The following is a 15,097-nucleotide window of genomic DNA, read 5'->3' as shown; positions in this document are numbered from 1 at the left end:
GAAACGCTAGACTGAGGAACATTATGGCAGCATTTAGTTCTTTGACAGACCGGCTCTCGAATGCGTTCAAGCATCTGAAGAGCAAGGGCAAGCTTTCCGAGGCTGATATCGACGGTACCATCCGCGAGATCCGCCGCGCGCTGCTCGACGCCGATGTGGCGCTCGACGTGGTGCGTTCCTTCACCAGCCGCATCCGCGAACGCGCGCTCGGCACCGAGGTTTCCGAAGCGCTCAACCCGGCGCAGCAAGTGGTGAAGATCGTCAACGAGGAACTCACCGCGGTGCTTGGCGCCGGTGTGGACCGCCCGTTGAACTTCGCAAAGAATCCGCCGACGATCATCATGCTCGCCGGCCTTCAGGGCGCCGGTAAGACGACGCTCGCCGGCAAGCTGGGCTACTGGCTGAAGGATTCCGGCCACACCCCGCTGCTCGTGGCGGCCGATCTGCAGCGTCCGAACGCGGTGACGCAGCTGCAGGTGGTCGGCGAACGCGCCGGCGTGCCGGTGTACGCGCCGGAGAAGGGCGTGCAGTCCGATGGCGGCGAAGCGGTCGTCTCCCCCGGCCAGACCACCGGCGACCCGGTGAAGGTGGCCCGTGACGCCGTGGAGCTCGCCAAGCAGAAGCTTTACGACACGGTGATCATCGATACCGCAGGCCGTCTCGGCGTGGATGAGGAGCTGATGAAGCAGGCTCGCGACATCCGCGATGCCGTGCAGCCGAACGAGATTCTGTTCGTCATCGACGCGATGATCGGCCAGGACGCCGTGCAGACGGCCAAGGCGTTCGACGAGGGCGTGGATTTCACCGGCGTGGTGCTGTCCAAGCTCGATGGCGACGCCCGTGGTGGCGCCGCGCTGTCCGTGGCATCCGTGACCGGCAAGCCGATCCTGTTCGCCTCCACCGGCGAAGGATTGAAGGATTTCGAGGTCTTCCATCCGGACCGCATGGCGTCCCGCATCCTCGACATGGGCGATATTCTCACCCTGATCGAGCAGGCGCAGAAGCAGTTCGACGAGGAAGAGGCCCGCAAGGCCGCCGTCAAGATCTCCGACGGTTCCTTCGGCCTTGACGATTTCCTCGACCAACTTCAGCAGGTGCGCAAACTCGGCCCGATGAAAAACCTGCTTGGCATGATTCCGGGCATGGCCGCGCATCGTAAGGAACTTGAGCAGTTCGACGAGAGGGAAATCGACCGCACCGAGGCCATCATCCGTTCGATGACTCCGGCCGAGCGTCGCGATCCCTCGATCATCGACGGTTCCCGCCGCGCCCGCATCGCCTACGGTTCCGGCGTGACGGTTTCGCAGGTCAACGCGCTGCTGCAGCGCTTCGACCAGGCCGCGAAGATGATGCGCCGCATGAGCAACAAGGTCGGCGCCGGCGTGCCCGGCTTCGGAGGCCCCGCGATGGGCGGCGGCAAAGGCAAGGGCAAAGGCAAGAAGAACAAGAAGAAGTCGGGCAAGTCCGGCAATCCGATGAAGCGTGAAGCCGAGGAGAAGGCATTGCGCGACAAGCTCGCCGGCAAGGCTTCCGACGGCGCTTCGTCAGGTGGCTCCGCGTTCGCCAAGAAGCCGCAGAATCCGGCGCTTCCTGCCGGATTGCAGGATATGCTGGGCGATTCCGGCGAGCTGCCGCCGAACTTAGGTGGCGGTCTGTCCGGTCTGCTGCACTAAGCGTCTGCTGCACTAAGCCGCGATATGTGCGATTGCCGGCGATTACGACAACCGGCAATCGCAATACGGCATATATAACGAAACTGCCGACGTTGGAACGTTTTCCAGCGTCGGCAGTTTCGTTATGCCAGCTTATTTTCGGTTTATTTCAACGTCAGCGTGGCAGCCAGAGCAAGATGATCGGTACCGTTGACCGTGAAGGAGCGCACGTCGGATGCGGTCAGACCGGCGGTGAACAAGATGTGGTCGAGGATGAGACGCGGCCACGGCAGCCACGATGGGAACGTGGCGCGGCGGCCCTTCGCCTCGGTCAACGCGGCGTCCTGGAAGCCGGCGTCAAGCAGCTTGCGGAAGCTCGGATGGTCGGTACCGGAGTTGAGGTCGCCCAATACGACGGTGATATCGCCCTGCTTCTGCGATGTGGCCAGCTCACCCAAGCCGATGATGCCGGCGGACCAGTCGCGGCAGCCGCGCATCGGCGATTTCGGATGGGCGGAAACGAAAGTGATGCCGCGCATCGCATCAATCGGGAAGCACACGCCAGGCACGTCGGCGGCGGGAATCACGGCGGTGATCGGCGACGTGTCGCTTGGCTCGATGCGAATCCAAATACCGTTGAAGCCGCCGTTGTCCGTATCTTTGTTCTCCCCTAACTGGCGGTACGGCAGCAAATCGGACAGGCCGGCCTCGTCCAAGGCCGCGACCAGATCGTCCGTCAATTCCTGCAGCGCGAGCACGGCGACGTCGTGTTCCTTGACGGCGCTGACGATTGCGGCCGCATTGGCACGACCGTACCGGCAGTTGAGCGTCATCACGCGGAAACGGCCGTGTTTCGCGGCTTCCGCGGCAGTCGACGTATGTGTTCCACGGGATGTTTCACGCTTTTTTGCGATGTTGTCGGCCACCATCTGCGCCGTGTTGATGGACGTGAGATTGTTGTTCCAATACGCGATTTTGCGTAGCAGCGAGGCGATGCACGCGATCGCCGCGACGACGGCGAGGGCGGTGTCATGCCGTACGGCACCGGCAATCGCAATCGCCAATGTTGGAATCCACAACAGCGGTGTCAGCGCAATCAGATACGGCAACGGCAAGTGGCCGTCCCAACCGGCCGGCATTTCGCTCAGAGCGATCCACAACACGCATACCAGCAGTACGATCCACAACGCAACACTCATGCAAATCCCCTTGAAATGGCCATAATCAGGCGCACGAAAACCGCCAATGAACATATCCAGCATAGCGAGTTCGTCCGATTCGGGTGATTCGGACGCCCGAGACCGCCACAACACCTCACCAATGTCCGATTCTGGAGAAACGGCCATTCAGAATGCGCAAAACGCAAGCCGAGCGTCCGAGTCAACAGAAACGGACGCTCGGGAACGCATACGGGAACGCGTCCATACCCCACGGTTATAATTGCTCAGTTATTCGCGCGCGCGAGGCCCTCTACCAATCGCGTGACGTGAGGAACACGTGGGTTTCGGATTCCGTGCCCCACACAGAACACGAAACACACACCCCTAGTTACAAGGAGAGCCATTTTGGCAACCAAGATTCGTCTGAAGCGCATGGGTAAGAAGTTCTACGCGTTCTACCGCGTGGTGATCATGGATTCCCGTACCAAGCGTGATGGCCGCGCCATCGAAGAGATCGGTACCTACAACCCGAACACCCAGCCTTCGACCATCAACATCAACTCTGAGCGCGCTCAGTACTGGCTCGGCGTTGGCGCTCAGCCGACCGAGCAGGTGCTGAACCTGCTGAAGATCACCGGTGACTGGCAGAAGTTCAAGGGTCTTGACGGTGCTGAAGGCACCCTGAAGACCGTTGAGGCTGGCCCGGATGCCGCCGCTCGCGTCGAGGCTGTCGAAGCCCAGGCCCAGAAGCTGAAGGCCGCCAAGTCCGAAGCTGACGCCAAGGCCAAGGCTGAGGCCGAAGCCGCCGCCACCGAGGAAGCTCCGGCTGAAGAGCCGGCTGCGGAAGCCGAGTGATCATGCTCGCCCAGGCTGTGGAACATCTGATCAAGAACATCGTCGATTTTCCCGATGATGTCTCGGTGAAGTCCCATGAGAATCCGCGCGGTGAACTCATTCGCGTGCGCGTGAACCCTGAGGATATCGGTCGCGTCATTGGACGCAGCGGACGCACGGCAAATGCGATTCGCACCGTGGTGCAGGCACTGTCCGACCACAAGGTGCGCGTCGACATCATGGACGTGCGCAGGTGAGATCCTAGCGTGGTGCGTGATATGCATTCCGACGACCCTCAACAGCTTGAGCTGCTGAGGGTCTGTCGTATCGGGCGTGCGCAGGGGCTCAAGGGCGAGGTCACCGTGCAGATCTTTACGGACGAACCGGAATACCGGTTCGCTCCCGGTGCTGTGTTGTATACGAAGGACGGCGAGGAAGAGTACGTGGTGGAAAGCTCCCGCACCTTCAAGAACCGTTGGATCATCAAATTCGAAGGCATCGACGACCGTGATGCGTCCGAAGCCGCCAATGGCGTGGTGCTATATGGCGAAGCGGACGATCCGGAGGAGATGCTTGAAGCAGACGAGTGGTACCCGAAGGACCTGATCAGTCTTGAGGCGCGCCTTGCCGAGGGCAATACGCTGGGGCTTGCGCCCGGCACTGTGGTAGGCAAGGTGGTGGATGTGATTGAAGTGGCCCAGTGGCTGCTCAAGATCCGTCTGGCCAATCCCGTCAAGGACGCCGATGGCGTGGTGGTCGAGAACAGCGCGCTCGTGCCGTTCGTGGACGAGCTCGTGCCGGACATCGACCTCGAGGGCGGATATCTGACCCTCGACCCGCCGGGCGGACTCATTCCGGGGCTCTGATCCGCTGCTTTTTCAACAAGGCGCTGGCGATTATGCCGGCGCCTTGTTCGTACGCGCCGCGCTTGGCAGGCGTACCGGTATTGTGGAACATTATGAAGATCGATATCGTGTCCGTATTCCCGGAATATTTCGAAGTGCTCAACCTGAGCCTGCTCGGCAAGGCGCAGGAGAAGGGCCTGGTCGAAGTCACCGCGCACAACCTGCGCGACTGGACGCACGACGTGCACCATTCCGTGGATGATACTCCCGTCGGCGGCGGCGCGGGCATGGTGATGAAGCCGGAAGTGTGGAGCGAATGTCTCGACGAGCTGCTGCATCTTGAGCCGACCACGGTTACTTGCGATTCCATGGTTACTTGCGATTCCACGGCAGACGCAGACGACACGGCTTCCGCGGACGCGGCCGAACCGGCGGAATCGGCGACAGAAATCGCCGCAAATGCCGATACCGTTCCGGCGACCGACCGTCCGGTGCTGATTTTCCCGAATCCGTCCGCCCCCCTGTTCACCCAGCAGGACGCGACGGAGCTGAGCCACGCCAACCATCTGCTGTTCGGCTGCGGCCGTTACGAAGGCTACGACGCGCGTATTCCGCAGTATTACCGTGCGCAGGGCGTCGACGTGCGTGAATATTCGATCGGCGATTATGTGCTGAACGGCGGCGAGGTGGCCGTGTCGGTCATGTTGGAGGCCATCACCCGTCTGCTGCCCGGTTTCATGGGCAATGCGGCCTCGATCGTGGAGGAATCGTATACGGGAGAGAACGCCCTGCTGGAGCACCGCCAGTATACGAAGCCGGCCGATTGGCGCGGTATCAAGGTTCCGGACGTCCTGTTGTCCGGCGACCACGCGAAGGTCGACCGTTTCCGCCGCGATGAGGCGCTGGCGAAGACCAACGAGCTGCGTCCGGATCTCATCGAGGCGTTGGATTGTTCCAAGCTTGACAAGGCCGATCGCAAAACGCTGATGGCGTTGGGCTGGGAGGTTTCCGGCGCGCACCCACGGCAGCGCTGATTACGCACGATTGTTCACGTCGACGGAGGGCATGCAGGTCCACCGTCGACGTTTTTAGTTGGAAAGCCCGGACGTCAGTCCGCGGATTCAACCGGCTCTGCCGGCTCGGCGGTTTCGGCAGGTTCGATGTAATACACGGCGGTTTCGCCGTAATCACGCCGGTCGGTGATATCCCAGCCTTCGGGCGCGGTCGGCTCGTCGGAACGAGTGGAGCGTTCCAGCACGATCACCGTGCCCTCGCCAGTCAGTTCGCCGGACTCACGGCCCGCCAAATCGGCCAGCAGCCGGTTGCACGCCTCGGTTTCGAACGCGTACGGCGGGTCGATGAAGATCACGCCGAATGGTGCAATCGCCGATGCGGCCGCCGCGTACTTTTCCGCACGCGCCTTGACCACGCGGGCGCTCATGCCCGGCTCCCAGGAACGGTTGTGCTTCAACGCCGTCAACGTCTTTGCGATCAGCGCGGCGGCCGGTGCGGCCGATTCCACCGCCACCAGTTCGCGCGCGCCACGGCTCAGCGCTTCGATGCCCAACGCGCCGGTTCCGGCGAACAGGTCGAGCACGCGTGCGTCATCCAGCACGCCCCACGAATCGAGGTGCGAGAATATCGCTTCCTTGGTACGGTCGGTGGTTGGCCTGGTGCCCGGTTTCGGCGTGGTCAACGCCATGCCTTTGAATCGTCCTGAAATTACGCGCATAACCATCGAGCCTAGTTGCTGGTCAGGAACGTCTCGTTGCCGCGCGTGAAGTCGAGCACCGCGCCGGCAAGCTGCACGTACCCTTGCAACGTGGGGTCTTCGGCCACCAGTTTCGCGGCTTCCGCTCTGGCTTCCTCGATGATCTTCACGTCTTTGACCACGCGCAGCAGTTTCAGTCCGGATTTGCCGCCGGATTGCGCGTCGCCCAGCACGTCGCCCGCGCCGCGGAATTCAAGGTCGGCCTGTGCGATTTCGGCGCCGTCCAACGTGCCGGCAATCACGTCAAGGCGTTTGGCCGCATCGCTGCCTTCCGGCGCACGTGAAATAAGGAACGCGCCCGATTCGGTGCCTCCACGGCCCACGCGTCCACGCAGCTGGTGCAACTGGGACAGGCCATACCGGTCGGCATCGAAAATCACCATGCAGCTGGCCTGCGCCACGTCCACGCCCACTTCGATGACGGTGGTGGCCACCAGAATCGGCGTCACGCCCGCTTCGAAATCGGCCATAATCTGCGATTTCGTTTCGTCATCGTCGCGGCCGGTCAGCGTGGCGATACGGATGCCAGCGAATTGCGGCAGCGATCGCAAGCGTTCCGCGATTTCCGCGACGGAATGCAACGGCGGCCGCTGTTCGCGCTGTTCGTCATCCTCGCCCAAATCGTATGTGGCGTCGAATGCGGAACCGACTTCCGCATCGCCTGAACCGCCCGCATCGTCGGCATCCTTCGCGTCGGCGTCGATGCGCGGGCAGACCACGTAGGCACGTTCCCCCGCGTCGATACGCTTGCGAATCAGACCGAACATTTCCGCCATCAGCGGGCCGTTCGCTTCGGGCACGACGAATGTGCGGATCGGCTTGCGGCCGCCGGGCAGTTCGGTGAGCCAGGAGATGTCGAGGTCGCCGAACCAGGTCATGGCCGCGGTGCGCGGAATCGGCGTGGCCGTCATGACCAGCAGATGCGGTGCCGTGGAGCCTTTGGCGTTCAGCGATTCGCGCTGTTCCACGCCGAAACGGTGCTGTTCGTCGATGACCGCCAGCGCGAGGTTGGGCGCTTGGAAGGTTTTGGAGAACGCGGCGTGCGTGGCCACCACGATGCATGGTTTGCCGGAGGCCGCTTGCGCGAGGACGCGTCGGCGGGCGGCGAGTTTCATGCCGCCGGTGAGCAGCAGCACGGGAATGTCCGGCAGGCTGTTCGATTGGCCGTCCAGCAGTTTCTCCACCTGGCCGCCATCCGATTGTCCACCGTTTTGCGGTTCCGGCGCGTTTCCCGACGTGACTTGTCCACTTTCATCCACAACCGCACGGTGCGTTGATTTTGTCTGCGATTCCCCTGATTTCGCGTTTTCGTCAGCCTCTTCGCCGGTACCACACATCCGATCCACCATGCCGCGGATGCTGCTGTAATGTTGTTCCGCCAACACTTGCGTCGGCGCGACGAGCACCGCTTGTTTGCCGGAGCCGACGGCCTGCATCATAGCCGCCACCGCGACCACGGTTTTGCCGGAGCCGACCTCGCCCTGCAGCAGGCGTTGCATGGGGTAATCACGTGCCATATCGTCGGAAATATCGGCGATCACCTGCTGTTGCCCGTCCGTCAGCGAGAACGGCAGCGACTCGACGAAATCGTCTTTCAGCCGCGTGTCGGCGCAGGCTGTGGCCGTGGCCTTACGCGACGAATCACGAGACTGCACCAGCGCGGTTTGGCAGATGAGCGCTTCCTCGTAGCGCAGTGTACGCAACGCCTTGTTGAAACCGTCGCGGTTTTGCGGATCGTGAATCGCCCTGAACGCTTCGGCTCGGTGCATCAGCCCATGTTCCATACGAAACGCTTCCGGCATGATGTCGGGAATGGCGGCGGCAAGCGCTTCCGTCCGTGCCTGCCGGTCGGCTTGCGGCGCGTCGAATTCCCCATGTTGCGCGTCGCTGGCATCGGCGCCATGCAATGCACGGGCTGCCTGTGCCGCAGCGTATTCGTCACCGCACAGCCGGTCCATGCATTTTTCGATCGACTCGTGGATGTGTTCGCTGGAGATGCGCGAGTTCGCGTGGTAGACGGGACGTGGGCGGCATACGTGGCGCATCGCCTCCGGTACGGAAGCCGCATCGTATTTGAGATTCGGCATGGTCGACGATTGCGGGACGACCGCCGGTTGTTCCGTGCCGAAGCCGTCATCCCATTCGGCGGCTTCCTCAGATGAGCGGCTGCGCAATTGCTCGCCGGCTGGATCGACCGTCAGTATGTCGGGATGGGTGAATTGCAGACGGTCGTTGTATACGCTTGGCTCGCCCGCGACCACCAGCAACGCGCCTTCGTGCAGTTTGCGCTGGATCCAATCGACGTACGACTTGCGATAGGAGAAGAACACGAGAGACGCCATGGAAGCGTCCATGTGCCGGCTGCGTGCGAAATCGCCGTCATCAACGTCGGCGATCAGCCGGAATCCGCGACGGGCCATCGGAAAGACGCGCACGCCACGCACGTGCGCGGCGAAGGCCATGTTCTCCCCTATTTTCGCTTCGCGCAGGGCGCGTGCCGGCACCGGCTCGGTGACGCGGAACGGATAGTAGGTCAGCGCGTCGCCCACGGACACCACGCCCAGCGATTTCAGCGCGCCGACTCTGCGGCGGTTCGTTTCGAACGAGGAAATCGGGGTTTGCCATGTGGTGCTCATAACACTCCATTGTGTCACGACCGGATGATTGTGCGGCGGGCTGAATTCCCCATTATTCGTGGCGGCGCCATTCGCCGCAACACGGCTTGTGGACGGTCAGATAAAGCAAAACCCCGGCGGCCATTCGGCTTACCGGGGTTTCAAGCTGTTATTTCGCGATTCACGCTTCAACGCGCTGGACCTTGCCAGCCTTGATGCACTTCACGCAAACGCGAACGCGAACGTTCTCGCCGTCGATGGTGGTGCGAACCGGCTGCAGGTTCGGGCGGAAGGTGCGCTTATTGCGAATATGTGAGTGCGAAACGGTGAAACCGGTCTGCGGTCCCTTGCCGCACACTGCGCAACGAGCTGCCATAATGGACTCCCTATAATTACTATTGACTTGCAAGTCTGCGCGTTCGACACCACACAACGAAGTGCATGGCAGAACACACAACTTCTCAACTATACAACCAGCCCCGGCCAATCGCAAACTTGTGGACGAAAATCGGCTTGCATTCCCCATATTCCGCCGTTTTTGCCATGTCTCGACAGCACGCGTATGCGGCCCGTACGGGCAGAACATGCTTGTTCATGCGCTGTTCATGTCGAATGGTCTGTTACCACCCGCCACGCCCGTACGATGAAGTAATGGAATAAGATGAGCCATAAGATTGACATTTAGCCGAAAAGAGTCAACATTGACCGACACAGCCGAGCCGCAGACCCAACCGTCCCAGCAGAACGCGCAGGCCCAGCAGCCGCAGCAATCCAGCCAGCAATCCAAGCATATGATGACGCCACGCGAGAAGAAGTGGATCGTCTACGACGTCGGCAATTCCGCGTTCGTGCTGCTGTCCACCGCCGTCGTGCCGATCTACGCGAATTCGCTGCTCAAGGCGGCCGGCGAGACGAACATCGTGTCGACGTGGGGCTACGCGCAGACCATCGCATCGCTCGTCATCGCCGTGCTTATGCCGCTGCTCGGCTCCATCGCCGACGTGCAGGGCATGAAGATCCGCTTCTTCACCGGCTTCTTCCTGACGGGCGTGGTCATGTGCTGCGCGATGGCGATGCCGCTTGGTTGGCTCGCGTTCCTCATCGTGTACGTGCTGTCCACCATCGGCCTTAATGGTTCGCTTACGTTCTACGACTCCATGCTGGTGGACACGACTTCGAACGAACGGATGGACCGCATTTCCTCACACGGCTACGCATGGGGCTATATCGGTTCGACCGTGCCGTTCATCGTCTGCATCGCGCTGATTTTCGGAGGCCCCGCGCTGTTCGGCTGGTCGACCACAGCCTGCACGCGCGCCTCGTTCGTCATCACCGCGCTGTGGTGGGTGGCGTTCACCATTCCGCTGCTCACCAGCTATAAGCAGGTGCATTACCGCGCCACCGCGGGGCAGGCAGGCGAGGCCATCCGCGGCACGTTCGCCGAGCTCGGCTCCACGTTCCGCGCCATCCGCAAGAACAAGCCGCTGTGGATGTTCATGATCGCGTTCTTCTTCTACATCGACGCCGTCAACACCGTCATTTCCATGAGCACGTCGTATGGCACGCAGCTGGGCATCGACTCCACGCAGCTGGTCGTGGCGCTGCTCGTCACGCAGTTCGTGGCGTTCCCCTGCTCCATCATCTACGGCAAGCTGGCAGGCCGGTTCGGCTCGAAAACCATGATCACCGCGGCCGTGGTGGCGTACATGTGCATCGTCTTCTTCGCCGCGTTCTTCCTGCGCGCCGCACTTGAATTCTGGATTCTGGCGATTCTGGTCGGCATGTTCCAAGGTGGCATCCAGGCGCTGTCCCGTTCGTATTACGGCAAGATCATTCCGAAGGACCATGCCAACGAGTACTACGGCTTCTACGATATTTTCGGCAAGACGGCGTCGATTATCGGCACGTTCCTCGTCGCTACCACGACGTCGCTGACTGGCAACGCGTCGATCGGCGTGTTGTCGATAGCCATTCTGCTGGCCGTCGCGCTCGTCTTCCTGCTTCTGCAGAAGGATCCGACCAAGGGTTCGACGGAAGCCGCAACCGTCGACTGACAGCTGCCGTCCGACAGCGTTCCGCTCGACAGCAATCGCTCGATAGCATTCCGCCTGACAATCGTCGTTCGGCGGAATGCGCTGTGCCGGCCTGCGGGAAACCGCGTAGGCCGGCACAACTTCGACAGTTACCATCTGGTATGTTATACTGGCATCGTTTGCACACCGTGGCGCAACGTAGCGCCGCTCCAGCAATGACGCAGAGAGAGGTAAACGATGTCATTGGCAAATGAACTAGTCGAAGCAGTGTCCGCATGGCCGGAAGTCGAGGCCATCACGTTGGGTGGGTCACGCGCCACCGGCGATAACGATGAAAAATCCGATTACGACGTCTACGTGTACGTCACCGCACCCGTGTCTGCCGAACGCCGCCGCAGGCTGCTGCGCAACTATTGCAGCCATATGGAAATCGACAACGATTTTTGGGAGACCGAAGACGACTGCACGCTGAACGACGGCACCAATATCGACGTGCTGTACCGCGATCTGGACCAGTTCGCAGCCAATGTCGCCGACGTGGTGGAACGGTTTCAGGCCAGCAACGGCTATACGACGTGCATGTGGCACAACATGCTCACCAGCAAGGTGCTGTTCGACCGCGACGGCCAGTACGCCGCGACCCGACAGCGGTTCGACGTGCCGTTCCCCGAGGAACTGCGCCGCAACATCATCAATCGCAACATGCGTCTACTTACCGGCAACCTGCCGTCGTACGACGCACAGATCCGCAAGGCCGCGAGCCGAGGCGACAAAATCGCGGTCAACCATCGCATGGCCGCGTTCATGGAATCGTATTTCGATGTGCTATTCGCGCTGAACCGCCGCACGCATCCCGGCGAGAAGCGTCTCGACAAGCTCGCCGAACGCGACTGCGCCATTCTGCCGAAGGATTTCCGCAAAAACATCGATACGCTGTTCGATTCGATGTACGCCGATCAGGCGGTGTTCAGCGAGACTTTGGGCGAAATCGTTGACGACCTGCGTCAGACGGTCGACGCGAACCTGTGATTTGACCGCGAATCCGGCGGTTCGACGCCGGTAGCGATTGGTTTTAGAAGAAGTTGAGCGCGCGGGCCACTTCGTCGACGATGTCGAACATGGCCTTGCGCGCACGTTCCGGATCGCCCTTCGCTATCGCGTCAGCGACCGCATCGTGCGCGTCGAGCGCGGCCGGCTTCGGCTTCATCGGGTATTTGCCGAGTTCCACACGGCCGCGCAGCACGGTGGCGATGGTGTCGGCAAGCGCGGCGAACAGTTCGTTGCCGCTTTCGCGCAGTATCAAAGTATGGAATTCCACGTCCAGATCGTGGAATTTGGTCAGGCCGGCAGCCCCCTCTTCGTTTGATTCGGCGATTTGGCGCATCTGCGCCGCGTAGACGGGGAATTTCGCCTTGACGTCGATGGAGGCGAGGCGTGCCGCCGAGGCCGCCGCAGCCGGTTCGACCGCCAATCGCAATTCGGTCAATGACGACAGCTGCCGCTCGCGCTGCGTGGAGTGGAGTCGCCATTCGATGACCTGATGGTTGAGCGCCTGCCAGTCGGAGAACGGCCGCGCCACCAATCCGACGCGTCGGCGCACCGTCACCGCACCCATGGATTCCAACGTTTTGGCGACTTCGCGCGCCACGGTACGGGAGATGCCGAAACGGTTCTGCACGTCTTCCAACGTCAAGCTTTCACCGGCCGGCCATTTGCCGTCCAGCATTTCGATGGCCAGCGTGCGGCACACTGCATCCTGCAGCAGTTCGCCGCCGTTTTCGTTTCCTGCCATCCACAATTCCTCTCGTTGTGCGTGCAAATCTTTTTTCAGGTTTTTGCGACACGCCGTATACGATTGCCGTTCGCGTGACGTCCGAATAATTACCCCCGCACGATTCGCGCGATTTGCCGCCGATTTGTACTACCTACAGCATAGCAAGTCGCATGATTATTTTTATTCGTAGTACTTTTAACTTGACTAGTACTACCTTTCATAGCTATATTGATGTCATCGCCGATGCGAAGTGGCACTGGCAATACAGCAGAGTTCAAGGAGGACAACATGAGCATTCACGTAGTGGTGATGGGTGTTGCAGGATGCGGCAAATCCACCGTGGCAGAAGCCATTCACGAACGTCTCGGATACGTGTACGCGGAGGGCGACGACTTCCATCCGCAGGCCAACATCGACAAGATGAGCGCAGGCATTCCGCTGACAGACGAGGACCGTTGGCCGTGGCTCAAGGTCATCAACACCTGGATGGTGGCTCGCGAGGCGCTGGACGAGAACACCGTGGTCTCCAGCTCCGCCCTGAAGCGCAGCTACCGTGAGGTGCTCGCCCAGAACGTTCCCACCTTCTTCGTGCATCTGACCGGCTCGCAGGAACTCATCCAGCAGCGTCTCAACGAGCGCAAGGGCCACTTCATGCCGCCGGCACTGCTGCCGAGCCAGTTCGCCATTCTTGAGCCGCTCCAGCCAGACGAGAACGGCGTGGAAGTCTCCATCGAAGGCAGCGTCGAGGAAATGGTCGAACGTGCCGTCGCCGCAGTGAACGAGTACGCGGCGAAGGTGGCCTCGCAATCGCAGCAAGCCGAGTGAACGGCGCAAGCCGCAACACAGCGCAAAATAATCGCACATAACTAAAAATCGAAAGAGAAATTCAACGAGTCAAGGAGGATTCATGAATCTCATCGCAGCGGCGATCATCGGCATCGCCGTCATCGTTCTTCTCATCGCGGCATGCAAGGTGCATCCGTTCCTGTCCCTGCTCGCCGGCTCATTCGTCATGGCCGTGTGCGCGGGCGTGCCGTTCGACAAGGCGTTCGATAGCTTCACTTCCGGCGTCGGCGGCACGATTTCCAACGTGGGCCTGCTTATCGCGTTCGGCTCGATCATCGGCACCATCCTGTTCAAGTCGGGCGGTGCGGACACCATCGTCGACACCATCATGGCCAAGACACCGTTGCAGCGTCTGCCGTGGGCCATGGCACTGATCGCGTTCATCGTGGGCATCCCGATGTTCTTCGAGGTCGGCGTGGTCATCCTCATCCCGGTGGTGCTGTTCGCCGCCCGTCGTTCCAAGTCCCCTGTGGTGCTGCTCGGCATCCCGGCCCTCGCCGGCCTGTCCACGCTGCACGCCTTCGTGCCGCCGCACCCCGGTCCGCTGACCGCCATCGGCGCGCTGAACGCGAACCTCGGCATCACCCTGGCCCTCGGCCTGATCGTGGCCATCCCGACCGTCATCATCTCCGGCCCGCTGTTCGGCAGGCTCGCCGCCAAGTGGGTTCCGATCGCAGCTCCGGAGAACGAGGCTGAGGCCGAAGCTCCGAAGTCCGCGGAAAACCGCCCGTCCTTCGGCACCGCCCTGTCCGTGATCCTGCTGCCGGTCGTGCTGATGCTCGCCGCGTCCATCGTGGATCTGACCGGTCAGAACACCACCGCCTGGGGCCGTGTGATCGCGTTCCTCGGCACCCCGCTCGTGGCACTGCTCATCACCACCGTCTTCGCCATGGTCGCCCTTGGCTACATGCAGAAGTTCTCCCGTGACGCCGTCAACGGCATGGTCGGACAGTCCTTCGGCTCCGTGGCCGGCATCATCCTGATCGTCGCCGCAGGCGGCGGCTTCAAGCAGACGCTGGTCGACTCCGGCATCGGCGACGTGATCGCCAACTCCATCACCGAATCCGCCATGAACCCGCTGATCGCAGGCTGGCTGGTGGCCGTGCTCATCCGTCTCGCCACCGGTTCGGCAACCGTGGCGACCGTCACCGCCTCCGGCATCATGGTGCCGCTCGCCGCCGGCATGAGCCCGACCCATCTGGCACTGCTGGTGCTGGCCATCGGCGCAGGCTCCGTGTTCTTCTCCCACCTCAACGACGCCGGCTTCTGGCTGGTCAAGGAATACTTCGGCATGAGCGTGGGCCAGACGCTGAAGACCTGGTCGCTGATGGAAACCATTCTGTCGGTGGTCGGTCTGGGCTGCGTGATGCTGCTCTCGCTGGTGCTTTGACGCACTGAACGCAGCAATCGCAACCACACTCACATAACCCAAAACATAACCAAAACTTGCCGCCCGCAAAGCTTGCCGCAACCTTCTTTTCTGCGTTGCGGAAGGCGCGGGAAGCCAACGGGCGGCATCAATCCTTATTCAAAATCGCAAAAACTTTTCAACCATTTTTAGAGAAAG

The 15,097-nt window shown here is 61.4% G+C and carries 14 protein-coding genes; 9 read left to right on the top strand and 5 right to left on the bottom strand.

Translation table 11 applies throughout. From position 1 onward, the window contains the following. The first annotated feature begins 23 nt into the window (after positions 1-23). Positions 24-1,673: a signal recognition particle protein gene (gene ffh / locus BAD_RS01110; protein ID WP_011742737.1), complete on the top strand. Its 1,650-nt coding sequence runs from the start codon at positions 24-26 to the stop codon at positions 1,671-1,673. Between the two features lie 143 nt (positions 1,674-1,816). Here ffh and BAD_RS01105 read toward each other — a convergent pair whose 3' ends face one another. Further along, on the bottom strand, positions 1,817-2,851 hold the full coding sequence (locus BAD_RS01105; protein WP_011742736.1) for an endonuclease/exonuclease/phosphatase family protein: 1,035 nt from the start codon (positions 2,849-2,851) through the stop codon (positions 1,817-1,819). Positions 2,852-3,217: 366 nt separating this feature from the next. On the opposite strand from BAD_RS01105, the gene rpsP reads away from it, so the two are divergent. From rpsP to trmD, 4 genes are all read left to right on the top strand, one after another. Then, positions 3,218-3,667 (top strand): 30S ribosomal protein S16, encoded by a 450-nt coding sequence (gene rpsP, locus BAD_RS01100; RefSeq protein WP_011742735.1) that lies wholly within the window; start codon positions 3,218-3,220, stop codon positions 3,665-3,667. A gap of 2 nt (positions 3,668-3,669) precedes the next feature. Beyond that, the gene (locus BAD_RS01095) at positions 3,670-3,903 is read left to right on the top strand and encodes an RNA-binding protein (protein ID WP_011742734.1); all 234 of its coding nucleotides are present in this window, start codon (positions 3,670-3,672) and stop codon (positions 3,901-3,903) included. A gap of 21 nt (positions 3,904-3,924) precedes the next feature. Then, entirely contained in the window at positions 3,925-4,512 is a 588-nt protein-coding gene (gene rimM / locus BAD_RS01090; RefSeq protein WP_003807658.1) for a ribosome maturation factor RimM, read from the top strand. A gap of 92 nt (positions 4,513-4,604) precedes the next feature. Continuing rightward, positions 4,605-5,525: a tRNA (guanosine(37)-N1)-methyltransferase TrmD gene (gene trmD / locus BAD_RS01085; RefSeq protein ID WP_011742733.1), complete on the top strand. Its 921-nt coding sequence runs from the start codon at positions 4,605-4,607 to the stop codon at positions 5,523-5,525. Positions 5,526-5,599: 74 nt separating this feature from the next. On the opposite strand, the gene rsmD is transcribed toward trmD, so the two are convergent. The 3 genes from rsmD to rpmB form a co-directional block, all read right to left on the bottom strand. Then, positions 5,600-6,223, bottom strand: coding sequence for a 16S rRNA (guanine(966)-N(2))-methyltransferase RsmD (gene rsmD, locus BAD_RS01080; RefSeq protein WP_041777223.1), 624 nt, complete (start codon positions 6,221-6,223; stop codon positions 5,600-5,602). Between the two features lie 11 nt (positions 6,224-6,234). Further along, the gene (locus tag BAD_RS01075; RefSeq protein WP_041777222.1) at positions 6,235-8,898 is read right to left on the bottom strand and encodes an ATP-dependent DNA helicase RecG; all 2,664 of its coding nucleotides are present in this window, start codon (positions 8,896-8,898) and stop codon (positions 6,235-6,237) included. A gap of 160 nt (positions 8,899-9,058) precedes the next feature. Further along, entirely contained in the window at positions 9,059-9,253 is a 195-nt protein-coding gene (gene rpmB, locus BAD_RS01070; RefSeq protein WP_003807649.1) for a 50S ribosomal protein L28, read from the bottom strand. Positions 9,254-9,668: 415 nt separating this feature from the next. Between rpmB and BAD_RS01065 the strand changes: the two genes are divergently transcribed. Beyond that, on the top strand, positions 9,669-10,931 hold the full coding sequence (locus tag BAD_RS01065) for an MFS transporter (protein WP_011742730.1): 1,263 nt from the start codon (positions 9,669-9,671) through the stop codon (positions 10,929-10,931). A 216-nt stretch (positions 10,932-11,147) separates the two neighbouring features. Then, complete coding sequence (locus BAD_RS01060) at positions 11,148-11,939, top strand: DUF4037 domain-containing protein (RefSeq protein ID WP_003807643.1); 792 nt, start codon at positions 11,148-11,150, stop codon at positions 11,937-11,939. 43 nt (positions 11,940-11,982) lie between these two features. On the opposite strand, the gene BAD_RS01055 is transcribed toward BAD_RS01060, so the two are convergent. Continuing rightward, positions 11,983-12,702, bottom strand: coding sequence for a FadR/GntR family transcriptional regulator (locus BAD_RS01055; protein WP_003807641.1), 720 nt, complete (start codon positions 12,700-12,702; stop codon positions 11,983-11,985). Positions 12,703-12,972: 270 nt separating this feature from the next. On the opposite strand from BAD_RS01055, the gene BAD_RS01050 reads away from it, so the two are divergent. Together BAD_RS01050 and BAD_RS01045 are read left to right on the top strand one after the other, a co-directional pair. Then, positions 12,973-13,509, top strand: a complete 537-nt coding sequence (locus BAD_RS01050; protein WP_011742729.1) for a gluconokinase — start codon at positions 12,973-12,975, stop codon at positions 13,507-13,509. 82 nt (positions 13,510-13,591) lie between these two features. After that, entirely contained in the window at positions 13,592-14,920 is a 1,329-nt protein-coding gene (locus BAD_RS01045) for a GntP family permease (RefSeq protein ID WP_011742728.1), read from the top strand. Positions 14,921-15,097: the final 177 nt, after the last annotated feature.

The organism is Bifidobacterium adolescentis ATCC 15703 (assembly GCF_000010425.1).
GTDB lineage: Bacteria > Actinomycetota > Actinomycetes > Actinomycetales > Bifidobacteriaceae > Bifidobacterium > Bifidobacterium adolescentis.
Note: the sequence above shows the minus strand (reverse complement) of the source record. Positions and strands in the feature narration are given on the sequence as shown.

Excerpts from the sequence above, each read along its gene's own strand:
- rpmB (WP_003807649.1), bottom strand. The coding sequence starts at position 9,253 with ATGGCAGCTCGTTGCGCAGTGTGCGGCAAGGGACCGCAGACCGGTTTC.
- BAD_RS01050 (WP_011742729.1), top strand. The coding sequence starts at position 12,973 with ATGAGCATTCACGTAGTGGTGATGGGTGTTGCAGGATGCGGCAAATCC.
- BAD_RS01045 (WP_011742728.1), top strand. The coding sequence starts at position 13,592 with ATGAATCTCATCGCAGCGGCGATCATCGGCATCGCCGTCATCGTTCTT.
- BAD_RS01075 (WP_041777222.1), bottom strand. The coding sequence starts at position 8,898 with ATGAGCACCACATGGCAAACCCCGATTTCCTCGTTCGAAACGAACCGC.
- ffh (WP_011742737.1), top strand. The coding sequence starts at position 24 with ATGGCAGCATTTAGTTCTTTGACAGACCGGCTCTCGAATGCGTTCAAG.
- BAD_RS01095 (WP_011742734.1), top strand. The coding sequence starts at position 3,670 with ATGCTCGCCCAGGCTGTGGAACATCTGATCAAGAACATCGTCGATTTT.
- BAD_RS01065 (WP_011742730.1), top strand. The coding sequence starts at position 9,669 with ATGATGACGCCACGCGAGAAGAAGTGGATCGTCTACGACGTCGGCAAT.
- rimM (WP_003807658.1), top strand. The coding sequence starts at position 3,925 with ATGCATTCCGACGACCCTCAACAGCTTGAGCTGCTGAGGGTCTGTCGT.
- BAD_RS01060 (WP_003807643.1), top strand. The coding sequence starts at position 11,148 with ATGTCATTGGCAAATGAACTAGTCGAAGCAGTGTCCGCATGGCCGGAA.
- trmD (WP_011742733.1), top strand. The coding sequence starts at position 4,605 with ATGAAGATCGATATCGTGTCCGTATTCCCGGAATATTTCGAAGTGCTC.
- rsmD (WP_041777223.1), bottom strand. The coding sequence starts at position 6,223 with ATGCGCGTAATTTCAGGACGATTCAAAGGCATGGCGTTGACCACGCCG.
- BAD_RS01105 (WP_011742736.1), bottom strand. The coding sequence starts at position 2,851 with ATGAGTGTTGCGTTGTGGATCGTACTGCTGGTATGCGTGTTGTGGATC.
- BAD_RS01055 (WP_003807641.1), bottom strand. The coding sequence starts at position 12,702 with ATGGCAGGAAACGAAAACGGCGGCGAACTGCTGCAGGATGCAGTGTGC.